Annotated in this window: 15 protein-coding genes; 7 read left to right on the top strand and 8 right to left on the bottom strand. The window is 69.3% G+C overall.

Features of this window, described 5'->3' with window-relative positions:
• Positions 1–75: 75 nt before the first annotated feature.
• Positions 76–1191 (top strand): globin domain-containing protein, encoded by a 1116-nt coding sequence (locus tag Air01nite_RS25870; protein ID WP_203705906.1) that lies wholly within the window; start codon positions 76–78, stop codon positions 1189–1191.
• Positions 1192–1384: 193 nt separating this feature from the next.
• The gene (locus Air01nite_RS25865; RefSeq protein ID WP_203705905.1) at positions 1385–2632 is read left to right on the top strand and encodes an ATP-binding protein; all 1248 of its coding nucleotides are present in this window, start codon (positions 1385–1387) and stop codon (positions 2630–2632) included.
• Here Air01nite_RS25865 and Air01nite_RS25860 read toward each other — a convergent pair.
• The gene (locus tag Air01nite_RS25860) at positions 2629–4221 is read right to left on the bottom strand and encodes a peptide deformylase (RefSeq protein WP_203705904.1); all 1593 of its coding nucleotides are present in this window, start codon (positions 4219–4221) and stop codon (positions 2629–2631) included. The two genes, Air01nite_RS25865 and Air01nite_RS25860, sit on opposite strands and share 4 nt — an antisense overlap.
• Positions 4222–4543: 322 nt before the next feature.
• Here Air01nite_RS25860 and Air01nite_RS25855 point away from each other — a divergent pair, with 322 nt between their 5' ends.
• The gene (locus Air01nite_RS25855; RefSeq protein ID WP_203705934.1) at positions 4544–5311 is read left to right on the top strand and encodes a (2Fe-2S)-binding protein; all 768 of its coding nucleotides are present in this window, start codon (positions 4544–4546) and stop codon (positions 5309–5311) included.
• Between the two features lie 143 nt (positions 5312–5454).
• On the top strand, positions 5455–6450 hold the full coding sequence (locus Air01nite_RS25850; RefSeq protein ID WP_203705903.1) for an HIRAN domain-containing protein: 996 nt from the start codon (positions 5455–5457) through the stop codon (positions 6448–6450).
• On the opposite strand, the gene Air01nite_RS25845 is transcribed toward Air01nite_RS25850, so the two are convergent.
• Positions 6433–7197 (bottom strand): DUF429 domain-containing protein, encoded by a 765-nt coding sequence (locus Air01nite_RS25845; protein ID WP_203705902.1) that lies wholly within the window; start codon positions 7195–7197, stop codon positions 6433–6435. The genes Air01nite_RS25850 and Air01nite_RS25845 overlap by 18 nt on opposite strands.
• On the opposite strand from Air01nite_RS25845, the gene Air01nite_RS41675 reads away from it, so the two are divergent.
• Positions 7109–8164 (top strand): NADPH-dependent F420 reductase, encoded by a 1056-nt coding sequence (locus tag Air01nite_RS41675; protein WP_275408310.1) that lies wholly within the window; start codon positions 7109–7111, stop codon positions 8162–8164. The genes Air01nite_RS25845 and Air01nite_RS41675 overlap by 89 nt on opposite strands.
• On the opposite strand, the gene Air01nite_RS25835 is transcribed toward Air01nite_RS41675, so the two are convergent.
• Positions 8154–8945: an SAM-dependent methyltransferase gene (locus Air01nite_RS25835; RefSeq protein ID WP_203705900.1), complete on the bottom strand. Its 792-nt coding sequence runs from the start codon at positions 8943–8945 to the stop codon at positions 8154–8156. The two genes, Air01nite_RS41675 and Air01nite_RS25835, sit on opposite strands and share 11 nt — an antisense overlap.
• Positions 8946–9128: 183 nt before the next feature.
• On the opposite strand from Air01nite_RS25835, the gene Air01nite_RS41670 reads away from it, so the two are divergent.
• Positions 9129–11519, top strand: a complete 2391-nt coding sequence (locus tag Air01nite_RS41670) for an esterase-like activity of phytase family protein (RefSeq protein ID WP_275408309.1) — start codon at positions 9129–9131, stop codon at positions 11517–11519.
• A 160-nt stretch (positions 11520–11679) separates the two neighbouring features.
• On the top strand, positions 11680–12384 hold the full coding sequence (locus Air01nite_RS25825; RefSeq protein WP_203705899.1) for an MIP/aquaporin family protein: 705 nt from the start codon (positions 11680–11682) through the stop codon (positions 12382–12384).
• Between the two features lie 78 nt (positions 12385–12462).
• Here the strand turns inward: Air01nite_RS25825 and Air01nite_RS25820 are convergent, their stop codons facing one another.
• The 5 genes from Air01nite_RS25820 to Air01nite_RS25800 all read right to left on the bottom strand — a co-directional run bounded on the left by Air01nite_RS25820 (position 12463) and on the right by Air01nite_RS25800 (position 18195).
• Positions 12463–13050, bottom strand: coding sequence for a TMEM165/GDT1 family protein (locus tag Air01nite_RS25820; RefSeq protein ID WP_203705898.1), 588 nt, complete (start codon positions 13048–13050; stop codon positions 12463–12465).
• 184 nt (positions 13051–13234) lie between these two features.
• Positions 13235–13795: a GNAT family N-acetyltransferase gene (locus Air01nite_RS25815; RefSeq protein WP_203705897.1), complete on the bottom strand. Its 561-nt coding sequence runs from the start codon at positions 13793–13795 to the stop codon at positions 13235–13237.
• Between the two features lie 10 nt (positions 13796–13805).
• Positions 13806–15842, bottom strand: coding sequence for an ABC transporter ATP-binding protein (locus Air01nite_RS25810; RefSeq protein WP_203705896.1), 2037 nt, complete (start codon positions 15840–15842; stop codon positions 13806–13808).
• A complete protein-coding gene (locus tag Air01nite_RS25805; protein ID WP_203705895.1) occupies positions 15839–17572 on the bottom strand; it encodes an ABC transporter ATP-binding protein in 1734 nt (577 codons plus the stop codon). Before Air01nite_RS25805 ends, Air01nite_RS25810 begins: the two co-directional genes overlap by 4 nt.
• Entirely contained in the window at positions 17566–18195 is a 630-nt protein-coding gene (locus tag Air01nite_RS25800) for a TetR/AcrR family transcriptional regulator (protein WP_239090977.1), read from the bottom strand. The genes Air01nite_RS25805 and Air01nite_RS25800 overlap by 7 nt, the downstream gene beginning before the upstream one ends.
• Between the last annotated feature and the right edge of the window lie 43 nt (positions 18196–18238).

Here is an 18238-nt window from a genome sequence, read left to right as displayed (position 1 = left end):
CACACCCTGATCAACAAAGAGGCACGGCGGGCCGGGTGGAGGCCGAGGCGCGTCCGACAAGCGAAAAGGGCGTCAATGGGGAACCTTTCACGGCTGCTCAAGGAGAGCTGGACCCTCGTCGAGGAACAGCAGGACAAGGTCGCCGGATACTTCTACGCACGCATTTTCCTGTCCAATCCGCATCTGCGGCACCTGTTCCCGGTGACCATGGACGTGCAGCGCGCGCGGCTGCTCGGTGCCATCGTCACCGCGGTGCAGACGCTCGACGACCCGGACCGGTTCGAGGAATACCTGCGCCAGCTCGGCCGCGACCATCGCAAGTTCCACGTGGAACCAGACCACTACGACGTGGTCGGCGGTGCGCTGCTGGAGGCCCTGCGCACCTTCGCCGGCGAGTCCTGGAGCATCGAGTACGACCAGGCCTGGGGCGACGCGTACGGCGTGATCGCCAAGAAGATGATCGCGGGCGCGGAGGCCGACACCAACCCCGCCTTCTGGCACGCCGAGGTCCTCACCCACGAGCGCCGGGCCAAGGACATCGCCGTGATCACCTGCCGCCCGCTCCAGTACCCGCTGGAATACCGCGCCGGCCAGTACGTCAGCGTCGAAGCGCCGCGCTACCAGCCGCGACTCTGGCGCACGTACTCGATGGCGAATGCCCCCAACAAGGAGGGCACGCTCGAGTTCCACGTGCGCGCGCTGGGTGCCGGCTGGGTGTCGAGCGCGCTGGTCCGCCGCGTGCAGGTCGGCGACCTGCTGCGGGTCGCCGCGCCGATGGGCACGATGACGCTCGACCGCAAATCGACCCGCGACGTCGTCTGCGTCGCCGGCGGCACCGGCCTGGCCCCGATCAAGGCGCTCATCGAGGAGCTGACCCGCTACAACCGCACGCGCTGGGTGCACGTGTTCTTCGGCGCCAAGGACCGCGACGACCTCTACGACCTGGCGGAGCTCAACAAGCTCGCGGCCCGCTACCCGTGGCTGTCGGTGGTCCCGGCGTGCAGCGACGACCGCAACTTCGTCGGTGAGCAGGGCAACATCGGCGAGGTAGTCGCCCGCTACGGCCCGTGGGGCGACCACGACTTCTTCGTCTCCGGCTCGGCGTCGATGGTCAAGAACACGCTGCGCACGCTGGCCGAGCTCAAGGTCCCGGCGGTCAGGATCAAGTACGACACCTTCGGCGACATCTAGGCTCGGGTCCGCGCGGGGCGCGACCGTCGCTCCCGCCAGAGAGCGCTGCGCTTCGCTCCGCTGCCAGGTCCGCCGCTGGTCAGGCTCGGCCCACGACGCGAATCGAACGCCGACCTCACGCGGATCGAACACCAACCCGCCGCAAATCGAAAGTCAACCGCCCGCGAATCGAAACCGCAAGTTACCATGACGTGTGCCCGCACAGCTGGTCCCGCGCCATGCCGCGGCGCAGGTGAGCGCCGCGCTCGCCGATACCCGCGTGGTCCTCATCACCGGGGCGCGCCAGGTCGGCAAGAGCACCCTGGTCCGCGTCGTCGCCCAAGATCGCCTGGCCGAGCGCCGCGATCTCGACCGGGCGCAGGACCGGGCCGCGGCCCTGGCCGACCCGGTCGGCTTCGTCGACACCGCGGAGCTGATGGCGATCGACGAGATCCAACGCGCGCCGGAGCTGCTGCTGGCCATCAAGGCCTCGGTCGACGAGGACCCGCGCCCCGGCCGCTACCTGCTCACCGGCTCGTCCCGCCTCTTCGGGATGGTCGCCGCACCCGACGCGTTGCCGGGCCGGATGGAAACCGTCGAACTCTGGCCCTTCTCGCAGGGCGAACTCGACGACGACCCGGACGGCTTCGTCGACGCCATCTTCGCCGAGGGACCCGACCTGCGGCACGAGTCCACCGTGACCCGCGCCGACTACGCCGCCAGGATCGTGCGCGGCGGGCTGCCCGAGGCCACGGGCCGCAACGATGCCCAGCGCCGCCAACGCTTCCTCGACGGATACGTGCAGGCCCTGATCGACCGAGACGTCCGCCAGCTGTCCGACATTCACCGCAAGGCAGAGCTGCGCAAGCTCGTCCGCCTGCTGGCCGCCAGGTCCGCGACCGTGATCGCCGCGAACTCGCTCGAGTCCGAGCTCGGGTTGAGCCGCCCGACGATCGCCCGCTACCTGCAGGCGCTGGAGGAGATCTTCCTCGTCAAACGCATCCCCGGCTGGTCGCGCAACCTCGGCACGAGGGCGACGGCCGCGCCCAAGCTGGTCTTCGTCGATTCGGGCATCGCCGCGAACGAGCTGGCGATCGACGCCCGGTCGCTGCTTCGGCCAGGCGCGCCCTTCGGTCCGCTGCTCGAATCCTTCGTCGTGTCCGAGCTGGCCCGCCAGCTGACCTGGTGCCGCCAGGCCGCCGAGCTCTCCCACTATCGCGACCACAGCAAGTTCGAGGTCGACGCGGTCCTCGAGAACAGATCCGGCAACGTCGTCGGCATCGAGGTCAAGGCGGCGTCGACCGTCGGGCCGGACGACTTCCGCGGCCTGCGCCGGCTCGCGGACCGCCTGGGCGAGGACTTCGTCGCCGGCGTCGTCCTCTACACCGGCACGGCCACACTGCCCTTCGGCGACAAGCTCCGGGCCATGCCGGTCAGCGCCCTCTGGCAGGTCGCTGCCTAATAACTCCAGGGCACCCCGGTCTCGCGGTACTCCGTGATCGGGACCAGCGGCGAGCCCGCCGGCATCCGCTCGTCGTAGAGCCGCCCCTCGAGATGGTCGATCTCGTGCGCGACCAACCGCGCCAGCCCGCGCTCGAACGTGCTCAACCGGCGCTCGCCGTTCCAGTCCATGTGCTCCACCTGGATCCGCAGCGATCGCGGCACCAGCCCGCGCACGTCGAAGAACGACAGACAGCCCTCGTAGCGCTCGTCGGTGCGCGGCGACGCGTCGACGATCCGCGGGTTGACCAGCACGAGCGGCTCGGTGGACGGATCGGCCGGGCGTACCACCGCGATCGCGACCGCGAGCCCGATCTGCGGCGCCGCCAGGCCGACGCCCTTGCTGAAGATGTGCATCTCCTCGATGCGCTCCAGCGCCGCGAACAGCCGGGCGACGACGTCGCGTCCACCGTCGGCGTCGGCCGGCAGCCGCAACGGCACCGCCGTGTGCGCGAGCAGAGCGCTGCCCCGCTGCACGACACCGACCGAACGCATCCGCTCGCTCGGCGTCCGCGGCGCGTGCCGCTGCGCGGGCACGATCGGCACGGCCGGCGGCAGCGCCGTCAACCACCCGTTCGGCGTCTCCCGCGCAGCCCGGAACCGCCACTCCAACCGGTAACGGGCGTTGAGCGTCGGCGCGTCGGTGGTCCACTCGAACCACGTGCGGTCACCCTCCGCGCGCCGCGACACCGGCGTGCGCAGCGGCGCCTCCTCCGCCGACAGCGACGTCTCGACGCCCCAGACCTGCGCGTCGAGCTCGGTCGGGAAGTCGAGGCGCACGGTCAGCCGCCGGGTGGGCAGGCGCACGGCACGCTGGAACCAACGACCCCATTTCTCCTGACCGACCGTGTACGCGTACTCGATGGTGACTCTTTCTCCTGGGTAGAGCGGGAAGCGGCCGTTCGCGTTCTCGAAGAGCAACCAGACCTCTTTGAACGCGTCGCGGTCGTGCTTCTTGCGCCACTCCATCGGCTCGCGCGCCGGCGGGTCGTCGCACCAGGCGCGCAGGTCAAGCTCGTCGAAGGTCAGCGGATGGTCGCGGTGGTGCTTGTTGGACAGCTCGGGGTCGTCGGGGTAGCGGTCGACGGCGACCCGCACGAGGTAACGGGTGACCGGCTCGGTGCCCGCGTTGTAGAGGGAACGGCGGATCACGCAGCGGTACGCGTCGCCGATGAACGCGAGCGTCGCCAGCTCCTGCTCGACGATCAGCCCGGTGCCGGGCGGCATCCACTGCTCGGGGACTGGCGGGTCGCGGTGGGACTGCCCGGCGACACCGCGGGCGTGCCGCAGGTCGTCGTAGTCCTGGAAGCGCAGCCAGATCGCCCCGCCGGCACTGAGCACGGCCTCGGCGCGGCGGGCGAAATCCTCGGTGGGGCGGTGGCGACGGCCTTCGACGTGGCTGACGTAGGAGGGATCGAAGCCCATCTGCGTCGCCAACTGTTTCTTCGTCAGGCCGCGCTCGACCCGCCAGCGCGACAGCTCGGCCGCGAACGTTTGGGCGGCGCGTTCTATCGGCGAGATTGGTGAAGTCGGCGGCGGTGGGCTCGGCATCACGCATCCCTTTTGGGGCCGGGACTCCCCTAGAAGCCCGGAAATCCAGTCTGCTGCGCAGGACGGAAACCCGACCAGAAGTGCCGCGTTACCGACAAATGCCTTGACAATCGTCGCTCAGCGCGACTAGACCAACACGCCTCGAAGTGCGGTCATCCACCCAGATGAGTCGTAGCCCACCGCGGGCCGAGAATCTCTGGTTAGGCTAGCCTTAGCACGCTATGTTGTTCCGGCTGGCAAACGGAGTGGGTGGAGTACCTGTGACGGCACGTATGGGGTTGGCGGTGTGGTCAGAGTGACCGCGACCATCGACTTCCGCGCGATGGCCGGCGCCCCCCTCGACCCGATCTCCGCGACGCTGCGGTCGATGTTCGGGACCGACGACCTACCGGGCTTGACGCGGGGTTTGCTGGTCCACGACCCCGCGGGTTGGCTGCCGGCGTCGTCGTTGGCCGACGGCACCCACCTCCCCGCCCTCCTGGAAGCAGCGGGCCGCCGCTGGCGCGGCTCACCGCACGCGGCCGCGGCCTTGGCGTGGAAGTCCTACAGCTACTGGCTGGCGCTGCCGGCGGTCCTGGGTTGGGCTTCGGCGCGCCGGGTCCCTCTTCTGCGCGCGTCGGACGTGCTTGTGCATTTTGAGGACCACCGCCCGCTGCTGACGCTGGGATATCGGCGCTCGATTGACGTCGCGGTGCTGCCGACGGACCCGCTGGCCATCTCGGGCCTACCGGAGGTCGTGGTCGTCCCCGACGAGGCGGCGCTCCTGTCGGCCTTCCGCACGTCGATGCTGGACGAACACGTCAACCCGATGCTCGAGGCGATCCACGCCGAGGTCCGAGTCGGTGCGCGCACCCTGATGGGCTCGGTGGCGTCAGGCGTGGCTTACGGCCTACTCCGCGCAGCGGACTGGCTACCGGGTTCGACCCGCGAAAACATCACGACCCTGTTGACGGCCCTGGAGCTGGACGACCTGATCGACCTGGTCGACGGCCCTGGCGGCCAACTCAACGTCCAACGCAAGACGTGCTGCCTAGCCTTCACGCTCCCGCAGCCCAAACTCTGCTCCGGCTGCGTCCTCCGCCCGTCTTAGCGCGCTCGGCAGGACCACCGTCGTGCGTGAAGCGCGATCACGCTTTGTTGCCTGGACGGACAAACAACTCTAGTTGTTCGCGCGACGTTTCATGACTCGTAGACCGTCGGCGGATCCTCTTTGAATAAGTACGCTGCGGATTCGTGACGATCGCATTCGACCTATGGGGACAGCGGGGCTGGCCGAGCTTCGACATCGTCGGCGAGACTTTCCACGAGAAGCAGATTCGCGCCGTGCTGGGGAAGAATTTCACGTCCGGCGCGGAGGTCGTCGTCGTGGCTCAGCTTCACCCTGAGCCGAACAACAAGCACGATCGCAACGCCATCGCCGTCTGGTCGGGTGCCCATCACCTCGGCTACTTTCCTCGAGAAGAAGCGAATCGTTACGGCGCCGTGCTCTCCGCCTTGATCGGCCAAGGCTGGACACCACAGGTCAACGCGCGAATCTGGGCCAGCGAGTGGGACGGCGACCGGTCTGACAGGTACTTCAACGCCTCGGTGCGGCTTGACCTGGCCGAACCGCACATGCTCGTACCGGCCAACATGCCGCCGGCAAGTGCCCACCGACTGCTGCCCACGGGCAGCGCCATACAAGTTTCCGGTGAGGAAAAGCACCTGGACGTACTGGCGACTTACTTGCGGCCGGAAGGCGAGTGCTGGGCGCACGTCACCCTTCACCCGGTTGTCGAACAGCTTGCGCGATCAACCCGCGACGTGGTCGAGGTTCGAATCGGCGACGAACGGGTTGGCCAACTGACTCCGAAGATGAGCGCGGAGCTTCTGCCCGCGATTCATCACCTCCAAGCGCAGGGGGAGATCGCCGCCGCACGCGCGATTGTCAAAGGCAACCGAATCAAGACCGAGGTCGTGTTGTACGTGGCACGCGCTCACGAACTCCCCGAGAGCTGGCTCGGCGCCTCCGGCCCACCTGAACCGGTCGTGGTCTCCACCGCGCCGGCCGTCGAGCCTCGTCGTGAGCACGCACCCGTGCCGCCCCAACCGACCGGCATCCGATTCACGGTTCCACCCGATTGGCCGCAGCCTCCGGCCGGGTGGGTGCCACCGCCGGGCTGGCGCCCGGATCCGTCGTGGCCGATCGCGCCCGACGGCTGGCAATGGTGGTCACCGGTGTGGGACTGACGCATCCGGTCGAGCGCTGATCAGGTCGGCAAGCGTCGAGGTCGGCAAGGCAATCCAACCCTCGCTAGCCGCGACGGGCAACTGCTGCGGTGTCGGTCGGGTGGCTCGGCCGGTCGCCGCGGCTCGGGCGGCGAGGGCGGCCACCACCGCGTCCAGGGCGTCGTGCCTGCGGCGGCACAGGGGCTCGAACTCGCCCAACGTCAGCCACGGTGCTGCCGCCAGCAGTGACGACACCAATGAGGACGCCAAGCCGGCGCGCTTGTATCCCTGGTGTGTCAGGCCCCAGCGGAACAGCGACGCCGCCGGATAGACCTCCACCACCAGGTCGTCGCCCGCCCGGGAGAGTGGCGCGTCGGGAGAGAGCATCGACAGCAAGCCCGCGGCGCGGAAGGCCGCATGGCCGATCCGGTCCGCCGACACGCTCATGGGGATCAGGCCCGTGGACGCTCGGACGACCTCGTCCGTCATGCGATAGGCCAGTCGCCGGCGCCACGCCGCGCCCTCGCCAGGCGGTGGTGGCGTCACGGCCCCGGACTCATGGGTCGACACGAACGAGACGAACGCCGTCGGCCAGCCCAGGGGCGAGTCGATGCCCGCCTTGTCCGAGGCGCGGATCGCCGACACGATCTCCGCGTCCGAGGCCCCGACCGCGAGCGACGTGACCTCCGCCCGGTCGCGCGACCACGACACGACCGCCAAGCCCGAACGTTCGTCCGCCGCCGCCAGATCGACCCCGACCGTGATCACGACAGCGCAGCCAGGATCACGCCGTGGCAGCGGGACTGCGTCAGGGACGCATAGGCCCGGTTCCACGGTGGATTTCCCAGACGACAGGCGGGCGAGGAGCTCACCTATAGAGCCTGGCACGGCCGGCCCCCGCAGCTCCGGGACGAGCTGCGGGGGCGGCCACCTACCCCCAGCGAAACGACCACACTCTCGAAGACAGGTACAACCCTCCCAGATCGGGTCGGACACGCATATCAGGAACAGGTGCCATCAGCACGGCCCCAGCGGCTTAACCACGTTGAGTGAAAACGCCGAAATCCGACAGGTGCGACACGGGAGAGTCGGCCTGAGCAGGGAAGTAACACAACACATGAGGATCGGCATCGTGGGGTCAGGCAAGGTCGGTGGCACGCTCACCGCGCGCTTTCGGGAGCTTGGGCACGACGTGTCCGTGGCCAACTCGCGCGGGCCCGACTCCCTGCGGCCGCTCGCCGATCAGACCGGGGCGCGCGCCTCAACCGTCAAGGAAGCCGCCGAGAACTCCGATCTCGTCGTCCTCGCCATCCCCACCCGCGCCATCAGGGAACTGCCACCCCAGCCGTTCAACGGGAAGATCCTCGTGGATGCCAACAACTACTACGAGGAACGCGACGGCGAGATCGAGCCCATCGTCGACCGGGCGATCACCTCGAGTCGCTGGGTCGCCGATCACTTTCCCGGCGCCCGCGTCGTCAAAGCGTTCAACAACATCTCCGCGCAGCATCTCGGTCGCTACGGCAAGCCCAAGGGTGACCACAACCGGATCGCGCTCCCAGTCGCCGGCGACGACGCAGACGCCAAGCAGGTCGTCGAAGGGCTCGTCGACGAGCTCGGCTTCGACCCCGTCGACGCCGGCACGCTCGACGCCAGTTGGCGCCAACAGCCCGGCACGCCGGTCCACCTGACCGACCTCGACGCCACCGGCCTGCGGCAGCACCTCACCGCTTGACGCCCACCGCCGCGTACCCGGCCAGCCCCACCGATTGGTCCGTGTCCGAATCCGGCTGCCAACGCGTCAAGTTGACCACCCCCGGCGGCAACAGCTCCAAACCCGCGAACAGCGCGGTCACCTCGGCCCGTGTGCGCATCGTCATCGGCAACGCCGTGCGCCGATAGAGCTGCCTGTGCGTCGCCGCCCGTTGCGGTTGGGCGTCCGCGGTGGCGTGGGTGATCGCGAACATGCTCCCGGACGGCAGGCCATCCCGGTACGCGGCCACGATCCCCGCCGGGTCGTCCCCGTCGCCGACGAAGTGCAGCACGGCCACCAACAGGACGGCCACCGGTTGCGACAGGTCCAAACCGGACGCGTCCAGCACCGCGGACGAATCCCGCAGGTCGCCCTGCAACACCGTGACCAGCGGGTTCGACGCCAAGATGGCCCGGCTGTGCGCCACCGCGACCGGGTCGATGTCCACCGACACCACCCGGCACGACGGGTCCACCGACTGCGCCGTCTCCGGCACGCTTCCGGCGGTCGGCAACCCCGCGCCGAGGTCGAGGAACTGCCGGACCCCGCAGCCGACCATGAACCGCACCGCCCGGCGGAGGAACCCGCGGTTGGCCCGCATGATCGCCGGCAGCTCGGGCCAGTCGGCGATCGCCTGCTCCGCCATCGCCCGGTCCGCGGCGAAGTTGTGCGCACCGCCAAGGTAATAGTCGTAGACCCGAGCCGCGTTCGGCTTGTCCCGGTCGATCTGCGCTGGTGACCAGGACGAACCGTCTTCCGTCACGACGTACTCCCTCTAAACCGGCCTATCGGGAAGATCGCTCCAGCCTATCGCCGGCCAGGGCATAAAGCGGCCGGAGCGGCATTCCGCAGCCCGTACGACATCTGCCGTTGGCTTTGTCGACGGATGCCGGTCAACGCCAGCCACTAATCAGATCAAGTCGACTCGACCAGGGAGAGTTTCAGCATGCCCGTTCCACGCGCGACCGGCCGGCTCGTCCGCACGGCCATGGTCGCCGGCCTCATAACCGCTCCAGCGATGATCGGTCAGGCGGCCGTCGCGGCGCCGGCAGACGACCCCGGCTTCGCCCGGCTGGCCACCGTGCCGGTCTACCTCAACAGCGCCGAGGACCAGGAGACCGTCGCGGAGATCAGCGCGGTCAGCACCGACGGCAAGACGGTGATCTCGACCGACAGCCCCGGTGAGCGCCTCGGCTTCCTCGACATCTCCGACCCGGCCAAGCCGAAGCCGCTGGGCACGTTCCCGCTGCGCGGCGAGCCCACCTCGGTCGCGGTGTTCCACGACTTCGTCCTCGCAGTCGTCAACACCAGCGAGGACTTCGTCAACACCTCCGGCGAGCTCGTCGTCATCGACCTCAAGACCCGCACGGAGGTCGCCAAGCACGACCTCGGCGGCCAGCCCGACTCCATCGCGGTCGCGCCCAGCGGCAAGTACGCGGCCATCGCGATCGAGAACGAGCGCGACGAGGACGTCAACGACGGCGAGATCCCGCAGCAGCCGGCCGGCTTCCTCCAGGTCATCGACCTCGCCGGGCAGCCCGCCGACTGGAAGCTCAACCAGGTCGCGATGACCGGGCTCGCCAAGGTCGCCCCCAGCGACCCCGAGCCCGAGTACATCTCGATCAACGGCAAGAACCAGGCCGTCGTCACGCTCCAGGAGAACAACCACATCGCGATCGTCGACCTGAAGACCAAGAAGGTCGTCAAGCACTTCAGCGCCGGCCAGGTCACGCTGAAGGGTGTCGACACCGAGGAAGACGGCACGATCGACCAGAGCGAAACCATCACCGTCAGCCGCGAGCCCGACGGCGTCACCTGGATCGACGACAACACCTTCGCGACCGCCAACGAGGGTGACTACGTCGGCGGCTCGCGCGGCTTCACCGTGTGGAACCGCAACGGCAAGGTCGTCTACGACGCCGGCAACTCGTTCGACCGCCTCGCCGCCGCGCACGGCCTCTACCCGGAGGGCCGCTCGGACGCCAAGGGCACCGAGCCCGAGGGCGTCGCGTTCGGCGAGTTCGGCGGCAAGCCGGTGCTGTTCGTCAACTCGGAGCGGGGCAACTTCGTCGCCGCGTACGACGTCAGCAAGCCGAAGGACCCGAAGTTCCTGCAGATCATGCCAACCACGAACGGCCCCGAGGGCGTCACCACTGTGCCGTCCCGCAACCTGCTCGTGGTCTCCAGCGAGGAGGACCTGCCCGACGACGGCATCCGCGCGTCGGTCACGATCTTCCAGTACGGCGACAAGAAGAGCGCGTTCCCGACGATCCGTTCGGCGTACGAGCCGGGGCAGCGCAAGGCACCCATCTCCTGGGGCGCCCTGTCCGGCCTGAGCCCGGTGCCGGGCCAGCCCGACCAGCTCGTGTCGATCACCGACAACGTCTACACCCCGACCCGCCTGCTGACCATCGACACGGCGCAGGAGCCGGCGCTGGTCAACAGCGAGCTGACCGTCACCAAGGACGGCAAGCCGGTCGGCTACGACGCCGAGGGTGTCGCGGCCCGCGCGGGCGGCGGCTACTGGATCGCGGTCGAGGGCGACGGCACCGCCGACAAGCCCAACCTGATCGTCCGCCTCGACGCCAAGGGCGCCGTGCAGGAGGAGATCCCGCTGCCGGCCGAGGTTGCGGCAAACGTCACCAGCAACGGCTTCGAGGGCGTCGCGGTCACCGGCGACAACGGCACCGAGCAGGTCTGGGTCGCCGTGCAGCGCGAGCTCAAGGGCGACCCGAAGGGCACCGTCCGGATCGGCCGCTACTCGGTCGCCGACAAGACCTGGGCGTGGCTGGGCTACCAGCTCGACGCCGCGCCCGCGGGCGCCTGGGTCGGCCTGTCCGAGCTGGTCGCCGTCGACGACGACACCTTCGCGGTGATCGAGCGCGACAACCAGCGCGGTCTCAAGGCGACGGTCAAGAAGGTCTACACGTTCGACGTGCCGGCTTCCATCGGGACCGGCCTGCCGACGGTGGCGAAGACCCTCGCGGTCGACCTGCTGCCGCTGCTCCAGGCCGACAACGGCTGGGTGCAGGACAAGGTCGAGGGCCTCGGCATCGCCGGCAACGGCCAGGTCTACGCGGTCACCGACAACGACGGCGTCGAGGACGCGACCGGCGAGACGGTCTTCATGCGCCTCGGCGCGGCGGACAAGGTCTTCAACCCGGCCAACGGCGGCGGTGCCGGCGGCGGCGAGGGCGAAGGCGACGGCGACGGCGGCGGCCTGCCCGTCACCGGCGCGTCGGCGCTGTTGATCGGCGGCACCGGCGCGGCTGTGGTCGCGATCGGCGCGCTGCTCTTCGTGCGCGCCCGCAAGGCCAAGCTCCGCTTCACCGCATAAAGCAAAGGAAGGGCCCGCGCCGTCGTAGGACGGCGCGGGCCCTTTTGCCTGCTCGGGTCCGCCGGGGGCACGGCCGTCGCTCCCGCCAGACTCCAGGTTCGCGGTGGTTAATCCCGGTTTCGGCTGCGAAGTCGCTTACTCTCCGTTTACCTTTCGGCCTATGGCGGGGCTGAGGCGATACGCGGCGGAGTTCGTCGGAACACTCCTGCTCGTCTTCGTCGGCGCGGGATCAGCCGTAGCCGCCCGCGTCGACGGCGGCGTGGCGGTCGTGGCGTTCACCTTCGGCCTGACCCTGCTCGTGCTCGTCTACACGATCGGCCCGATCTCGGGCTGCCACGTCAACCCGGCGGTCACCCTGGGCGCCCTGGTCGCCGGCCGGATCTCGGTGATCGGCGCGATCGCCTACTGGATCGCCCAGTTCGGCGGCGCCGCCGTCGCGGGGCTGGGGCTGTGGATCCTCACCCGCCACGGCGGCGTCACCGACCAGACCGGCGCGCTCGCCACCAACAGCTACGGCCCCCACATCAACCTGGGCGGCACGTTCCTGCTGGAGATCGTGCTGACCTTCCTGCTCGTACTCGTCGTCCTGGTCGTGACGAGCCGCTCCGAGCAGGCGGGCTTCGCGGGCTTGGCGATCGGCCTGGCCCTGGCCGCGACGAACCTCATGGCGATCACCCTCGACGGCGCGTCGATCAACCCGGCCCGCAGCCTCGGCCCCGCCATCTTCGAAGGCGGCGAACCCCTGCGCCAGCTCTGGGTCTTCATCGTCGCCCCACTGGTCGGCGGCCTCCTAGCCGCCGTGACCGCACCCCTCCTGACCACCACCCACGGCCGCTACCGCCGCCACGCCGAAAGCACCGACTGACGCCTTTGCTCTGCATCCAGATACGCACCACCCCGCGGAAGGGTGGTGCGTATCTGGATGCAGAGCAAAGGCGAACCGTCAGACCAGTTCGACCAGGGCCTCAGCGATCAGCCAGACGCCGAAGATGACGAACAGCGCGGCGGCGCCCCACTTGATCGCCTTTTCCGGCAGGCGCTTGCCGAGCATCCGGCCGACCAGGATCGCCAGCGCGTCCGCGGCGACCATGCCGACCGTCGAGCCGATCCAGACGCCGAACCAGCCGTGCTGCGTCGCCAGCGTGATCGTCGCCAGCATCGTCTTGTCGCCCAGTTCCGCCAGGAAGAACGCGCCACCGACCGCCCAGATCGCCGAGCGCTGCGAGCGCTGTGCCTTCGACTTCTCCGCCTCGGTCAGCTTGTCGCCGCGCAGCGTCCAGCCCGCGAAGGCCAGGAACGCGACGCCGGCCGCCAGCCCGATCCAGCCCGTCGGCAGCGTCGCACCCAGGCCGTAGCCGACCGCCACCGAGATCAGGTGTACGACCGCCGTGGCCAGGGTGATGCCGATCAGCACCGTCAGCGCGCGGTATCTGGTGGCGAACGTCATCGCCATCAGCTGGGACTTGTCGCCTAGCTCAGCGACGAAGATGACGCCGAAACTGAGCACAAAGGCGGCAAGAAAGCCTCCCACTTGGTTCCTCCCCGGGTGTGGTCACCGGGTCGAGGAAAGCGCGAGACTTCGACCCGGCAATTGGTCATTGCCGTAGCCGAAGGTCTCGCTCACCTCAGGAAACCCTGAGGTCGGGTGGCCGGGCGCAGGACGCCAGTGTGTCGACCACCGCGTTGGGAGCTACTCCCCTTCGCAGCCGCCTACGTTACTGGGTCAGCACCCAGATCGGAAGATCATTGAGGTGTGTGCTGCCGCTCACTCGCCAGCCGGCACGCTCGTAGAGGCCGACATTCGCCTCGTTGGTGGTCTCCAGATAAGCCGGCAGCCCGGCGGCGGCGGCCGCTGCCAGCCCCGGCTGCATCACCGATCGGCCGAGCCGGCGCCCGGCGTGTGACGGGTGGGTCGCGAGCACCCCGAGGTACCAGAACGGCTGGCGGCGCGGGAAGAACCCCTGCACCGCCCGGTGGTAGTCGTCGAGCCGGGCCAACGCCTCGTCGGAGACCGCCAGCTTGGGCTCCTCGCCGGAGCCGGACGACCCGCCGGGCGCGTCCCACATGGCCAGCGACATGCCACCGGAGATCACCCAGGCGGTGCCCGGCGCGACCCGCTGGTCGAACAGGTGGCCGGCGAACTCGGCCGCCTCCGCGTCGCGGGTCACCGGATCCCGGAAGAAGTACCGGAACGCCGGATCCTGGTCGAACGCGGCGACGACGGTCTCGACAACCTGCCGGCGGTCGGCCGCCGTCGCCCGTTCGACAAGAGTCATGCGAGGGACCTTAGCGTTGGCCCGCCAGCGCGATGCCCCCGGCGGGTGCGGCCTCGTCGAGGTCGACCGCCGCCTTGGTGAACTGCGCGTCGTGCAGGCGGCGGTACGCGCCGTTCGCGGCTAGCAGTTGCTCGTGGGTGCCCTGCTCGACGATCTTGCCCTTCTCCATCACCAGGATGAGGTGGGCGTCGCGGATCGTGGAGAGCCGGTGCGCGATCACGAAGCTGGTCCGGTCGGACCGCAACGCCGCCATCGCCCGTTGCAGCAACGCCTCCGTGCGCGTGTCGACCGAGCTCGTCGCCTCGTCCAGGATCAGCAGCGACGGGTCGGCCAGGAACGCCCGCGCGATCGTGATGAGCTGCCGCTCACCCGCGCTGACGTTGCTGCCCTCCTCGTCGATCACCGTGTCGTAGCCGTCCGGCAGGCTGCGCACGAACCGGTCCACGAACGTCGCCTCGGCCGCCGCCCGGATGTCGGCGTCAGTGGCCGAAGGATTCCCGTACGCGATGTTGTCCCGGATCGTCCCACCGAACAGCCACGTGTCCTGCAGCACCATCCCGATCTCGCCGCGCAACGAAGCCCGCTTCATGGTCGTGATGTCGACGCCGTCGAGCGTGATCCGCCCGCCGTCCAGCTCGTAGAACCGCATGATCAGGTTGACCAGCGTGGTCTTGCCGGCCCCCGTCGGCCCGACAATCGCCACCGTGTGCCCGGGCTCGGCGACCAGCGACAGGTCGTCGATCAGCGGGGTGTCCGGCGTGTAGCGGAACGAGACGTGCTCGAACTCGACCCGCCCGTGCGGCTGCCGCACCTCGACCGCCGGCGCCGGGTCGGGCACCTGCTCGTCGGCGTCGAGCAGGTCGAACACCCGCTCGGCCGATGCGACGCCCGACTGCAGCAGGTTGGCCATCGACGCGACCTGGGTGAGCGGCTGGGTGAACTGCCGCGAGTACTGGATGAACGCCTGCACGTCGCCCAGCGTCATCGTGCCCGACGCCACCCGGAGCCCGCCGAGCACCGCGATCACCGCGTAGCTCAGGTTCCCGATGAAGAACATCGCCGGCATGATGATCCCGGAGATGAACTGCGCGCCGAACGCCGCCTTGAACAGCTGGTCGTTCTTCTGCTCGAAGTCGGCCTCCACCTCGCGCTGCCGGCCGAACACCTTGACCAGCTCGTGGCCGGTGAACGCCTCCTCGATGTGCGCGTTGAGCCGGCCGGTGTGCGTCCACTGTGCGATGAACTTCTTCTGCGACCGCTTGCCGATCTGCTGGGTGACGATGACCGACAGCGGCACCGCGACCAGCGCGACCAGCGCCAGCAGCGGCGAGATCACGAACATCAAGGTCACCACGCCGACCACCGTGAGCAGCGAGGTCAGCAGTTGGCTGAGCGTCTGCGACAGGCTCTGCGAGACGTTGTCGATGTCGTTGGTCACCCGGCTGAGCAGCTCACCGCGCGGCTGCTTGTCGAAGTAGGGCAGCGGCAGCCGGTTGAGCTTGTCCTCGACGTCGGCGCGCAGCTTGCGGGTCGCGCTCTGCACCACCCCGTTGAGCACCCAGCCCTGCAACCAGCTCAGCAGGCTGGCCACCACGTAGATGCCGAGCACGAGCAGCAGGATCTGCCCGAGCCGGTGGAAGTCGATGCCCACACCCGGAATCGGCCGGGTCTTGAGCAGCAGGTCGGCGAAGTTGTTCTGGCCGGCGGCCCGGGCGCCCGCGGCCGCCTGCTCGAGCGTCGTGCCGGCGGGCAGCCGGCGCCCGAGCACGCCGCGGAAGATGACGTCGGTGGCGTGACCGAGGATCTTCGGCCCGATCACCGACAGCGCCACGCTCGCGAGCGCCAGCAGGATGACCACGAACAGTTGCCCGCGGTACGGCGTCAGCCGGCGCAGCAGGCGCTTGGCCGACGGCACGAACGTCATCGACTTCTCGGTCGGCATGCCGGCGCTCATCCACGGCGGTCCACCGCCGGCGGGACGCCGTCCGGCGGCGGGCAACCGCCCCGGGGTCGCCCGGTTGCCGTTTCCGTTGCCTGGCGTGGTCATGCGGCGGCTCCCACCGTGAGCTGCGACTCGACGATCTCCGCGTACGTCGGGCAGGTTTCCAACAGTTCGGCGTGCCGGCCTCGGCCGACGATGGCGCCGTCCTCGAGCACGATGATCTCGTCGGCGTCGATGATCGTGGACACCCGCTGTGCCACCACGACCACGGCCGCGTCGGCCGTCACCGGCCGCAGCGCGGCCCGCAGCCGGGCGTCGGTGCCCAGGTCGAGCGCCGAGAACGAGTCGTCGAACAGGTAGATCTCGGGGGCTCGAACCAGCGCTCGGGCGATGGCCAGGCGTTGCCGCTGGCCGCCGGAGACGTTGGTGCCACCCTGCGCGATCGGCGCGTCGAGGCCCTCGGGCATCTCCGAGACGAAGTCCCTGGCCTGCGCCACCTCGAGCGCGGCCCACAGCTCCTCGTCGCTCGCGTCCGGGTTGCCGTAGCGCAGGTTGCTCGCCACCGTGCCGGTGAACAGGTAGGGCCGTTGCGGCACCAGCCCGATCCGGCTCCACAGCAGGTCGGCGTCGAGCTCACGGACGTCGACGCCGTCGACCAGCACGGCACCGCCGGTCACGTCGAACAGTCGCGGCGCCATCGAGATCAGCGTGGTCTTGCCGGCGCCCGTACTCCCGATGATCGCCGTGGTCTTGCCGGCCGAAGCCACCAGGTCGATGCCGCGCAACACGGGCGCGGCGGCACCGGGGTACTGGAACGTGACGTCCCGGAACTCCAGGCTGGCCCGCTGGGTCACGGAGGTGACCGGGTCGGCCGCCGGCACGACGGTGCTGTCGGTGTCGAGGACCTCGGTGATCCGCTCGGCGGACACCGCGGCGCGCGGCACCATGATCATCATGAACGTGGCCATCATGACCGACATGAGGATCAGCACCAGGTAGTTGAGGAACGCGGTGAGCGCGCCGATCTCGATCTGGCCCGAGTCGACCCGGCTGGCACCGAACCAGAGCACGCCGACGCTCGACACGTTGAGCACGAGCATGACGGTCGGGAAGATCAGCGCCATCAGCCGCCCGGCGCGCAGTGCCGTAGCGGTGAGCTGGCCGTTGGCGTCGTCGAACCGGTCGGTCTCGTAGGGCTCCCGGACGAACGCGCGGACCACGCGTACGCCGGTGATCTGCTCGCGCAGCACCCGGTTGACCACGTCGATGCGGGTCTGCATCCGCCGGAAGGTCGGGACCATCCGGCGGATGATCAGGCCGATCGCGATGGCCAGCACCGGCACGCAGACCAGCATCAGCCACGCCAGGCCGGCGTCCTCGCGCAGCGCGAGGATCACGCCGCCGACGGCGGTGATCGGCGCGGTGACCAGCAGCGTGCAGCTCATCACCACGAGCATCTGCACCTGTTGGGTGTCGTTGGTCGTGCGGGTGATCAGCGACGGAGCGCCGAAGTGGTTGACCTCCCGGGCCGAGAACATGCCGACCCGGTGGAAGATCGCACCGCGTACGTCCCGGCCGAAGCTCATCGCGGTGCGCGCGCCGAAGTAGACGGCCGCGATCGAGCAGGCGATCTGCACGACCGTCACGGCCAGCATCCACCCGCCGATGCGCACGATGTAGCCGGTGTCGCCGTTGGCGATGCCCTTGTCGATGATGTCGGCGTTGAGGCTCGGCAGGTAGAGCGAGGCCATGGTGCCGACGAACTGGAAGGCGACGACCGCCAACAGGAGTTTCGAGTACGGGCGCAGATAGCGCCGCAAGAGTTTGATCAGCAACTTTCCCCCGGGTTGCTCTCGTTGGTTTCGGTCTCGGTGCGGCGCAGGACGCCGTCGAGCAGGACCGAGACGACCTCTTCGGTGGTCAGCGGGTGGTTGTCGGTGATGATCCGGTGGGTGCCGGCGAACGTGATCAGCCGCAGCATCCGCGCGACCTCGGGGGCCGACATGCGGAACTTGTCCTCGTCGGGCTCGACGACCCGCTCGATCGCGTCCAGCATCGGCTGGTGGCTGGGCCGTTCCTCGGCCTTGTGGTGCTGCGGGCCGTCCATCCGCAGGGCGGACATCACCGCGAACGCCGTCTCCAGCCGTTTGCGCAGGATGTCGACCGCCACGGCGAGCCGCTCGCGGATCGGCAGCTCGAGGTCGATGCCGTTGAGCGCCGCCACGGTCGGCAGCGGGTCGAGCACGGTCGCGATCGCTTCCTTGACCAGGCTCTCCTTGTCGGGAAAGACGCGGAAGATCGTGCCCTCGGCGACACCGGCCGCCTCGGCGATCTGCTTCGTCGTGACCTTGGCGCCGTGCTTGGCGACAAGGGGCAGCGTCGCCGCGACCAGGGCGGCGCGGCGCTCCTCGGGCGGCAGGGGGCGGGCCCGGCCCCCGGTGGTGGCGGTCGACGTCATCACGTCGCGAAGGCTAACTGAGTGAGTCACTCACTCACAACCG

The organism is Asanoa iriomotensis (assembly GCF_016862515.1).
Lineage (GTDB): Bacteria > Actinomycetota > Actinomycetes > Mycobacteriales > Micromonosporaceae > Asanoa > Asanoa iriomotensis.
The sequence above is the reverse complement of the archived record's forward strand: the minus strand, read 5'-3'. Positions and strand labels throughout refer to the sequence as shown.

Excerpts from the sequence above, each read along its gene's own strand:
- Air01nite_RS25870 (WP_203705906.1), top strand. The coding sequence starts at position 76 with ATGGGGAACCTTTCACGGCTGCTCAAGGAGAGCTGGACCCTCGTCGAG.
- Air01nite_RS25860 (WP_203705904.1), bottom strand. The coding sequence starts at position 4,221 with ATGCCGAGCCCACCGCCGCCGACTTCACCAATCTCGCCGATAGAACGC.
- Air01nite_RS25855 (WP_203705934.1), top strand. The coding sequence starts at position 4,544 with ATGGCCGGCGCCCCCCTCGACCCGATCTCCGCGACGCTGCGGTCGATG.
- Air01nite_RS41670 (WP_275408309.1), top strand. The coding sequence starts at position 9,129 with ATGCCCGTTCCACGCGCGACCGGCCGGCTCGTCCGCACGGCCATGGTC.
- Air01nite_RS25825 (WP_203705899.1), top strand. The coding sequence starts at position 11,680 with ATGGCGGGGCTGAGGCGATACGCGGCGGAGTTCGTCGGAACACTCCTG.
- Air01nite_RS25815 (WP_203705897.1), bottom strand. The coding sequence starts at position 13,795 with ATGACTCTTGTCGAACGGGCGACGGCGGCCGACCGCCGGCAGGTTGTC.
- Air01nite_RS25810 (WP_203705896.1), bottom strand. The coding sequence starts at position 15,842 with ATGACCACGCCAGGCAACGGAAACGGCAACCGGGCGACCCCGGGGCGG.
- Air01nite_RS25800 (WP_239090977.1), bottom strand. The coding sequence starts at position 18,195 with ATGACGTCGACCGCCACCACCGGGGGCCGGGCCCGCCCCCTGCCGCCC.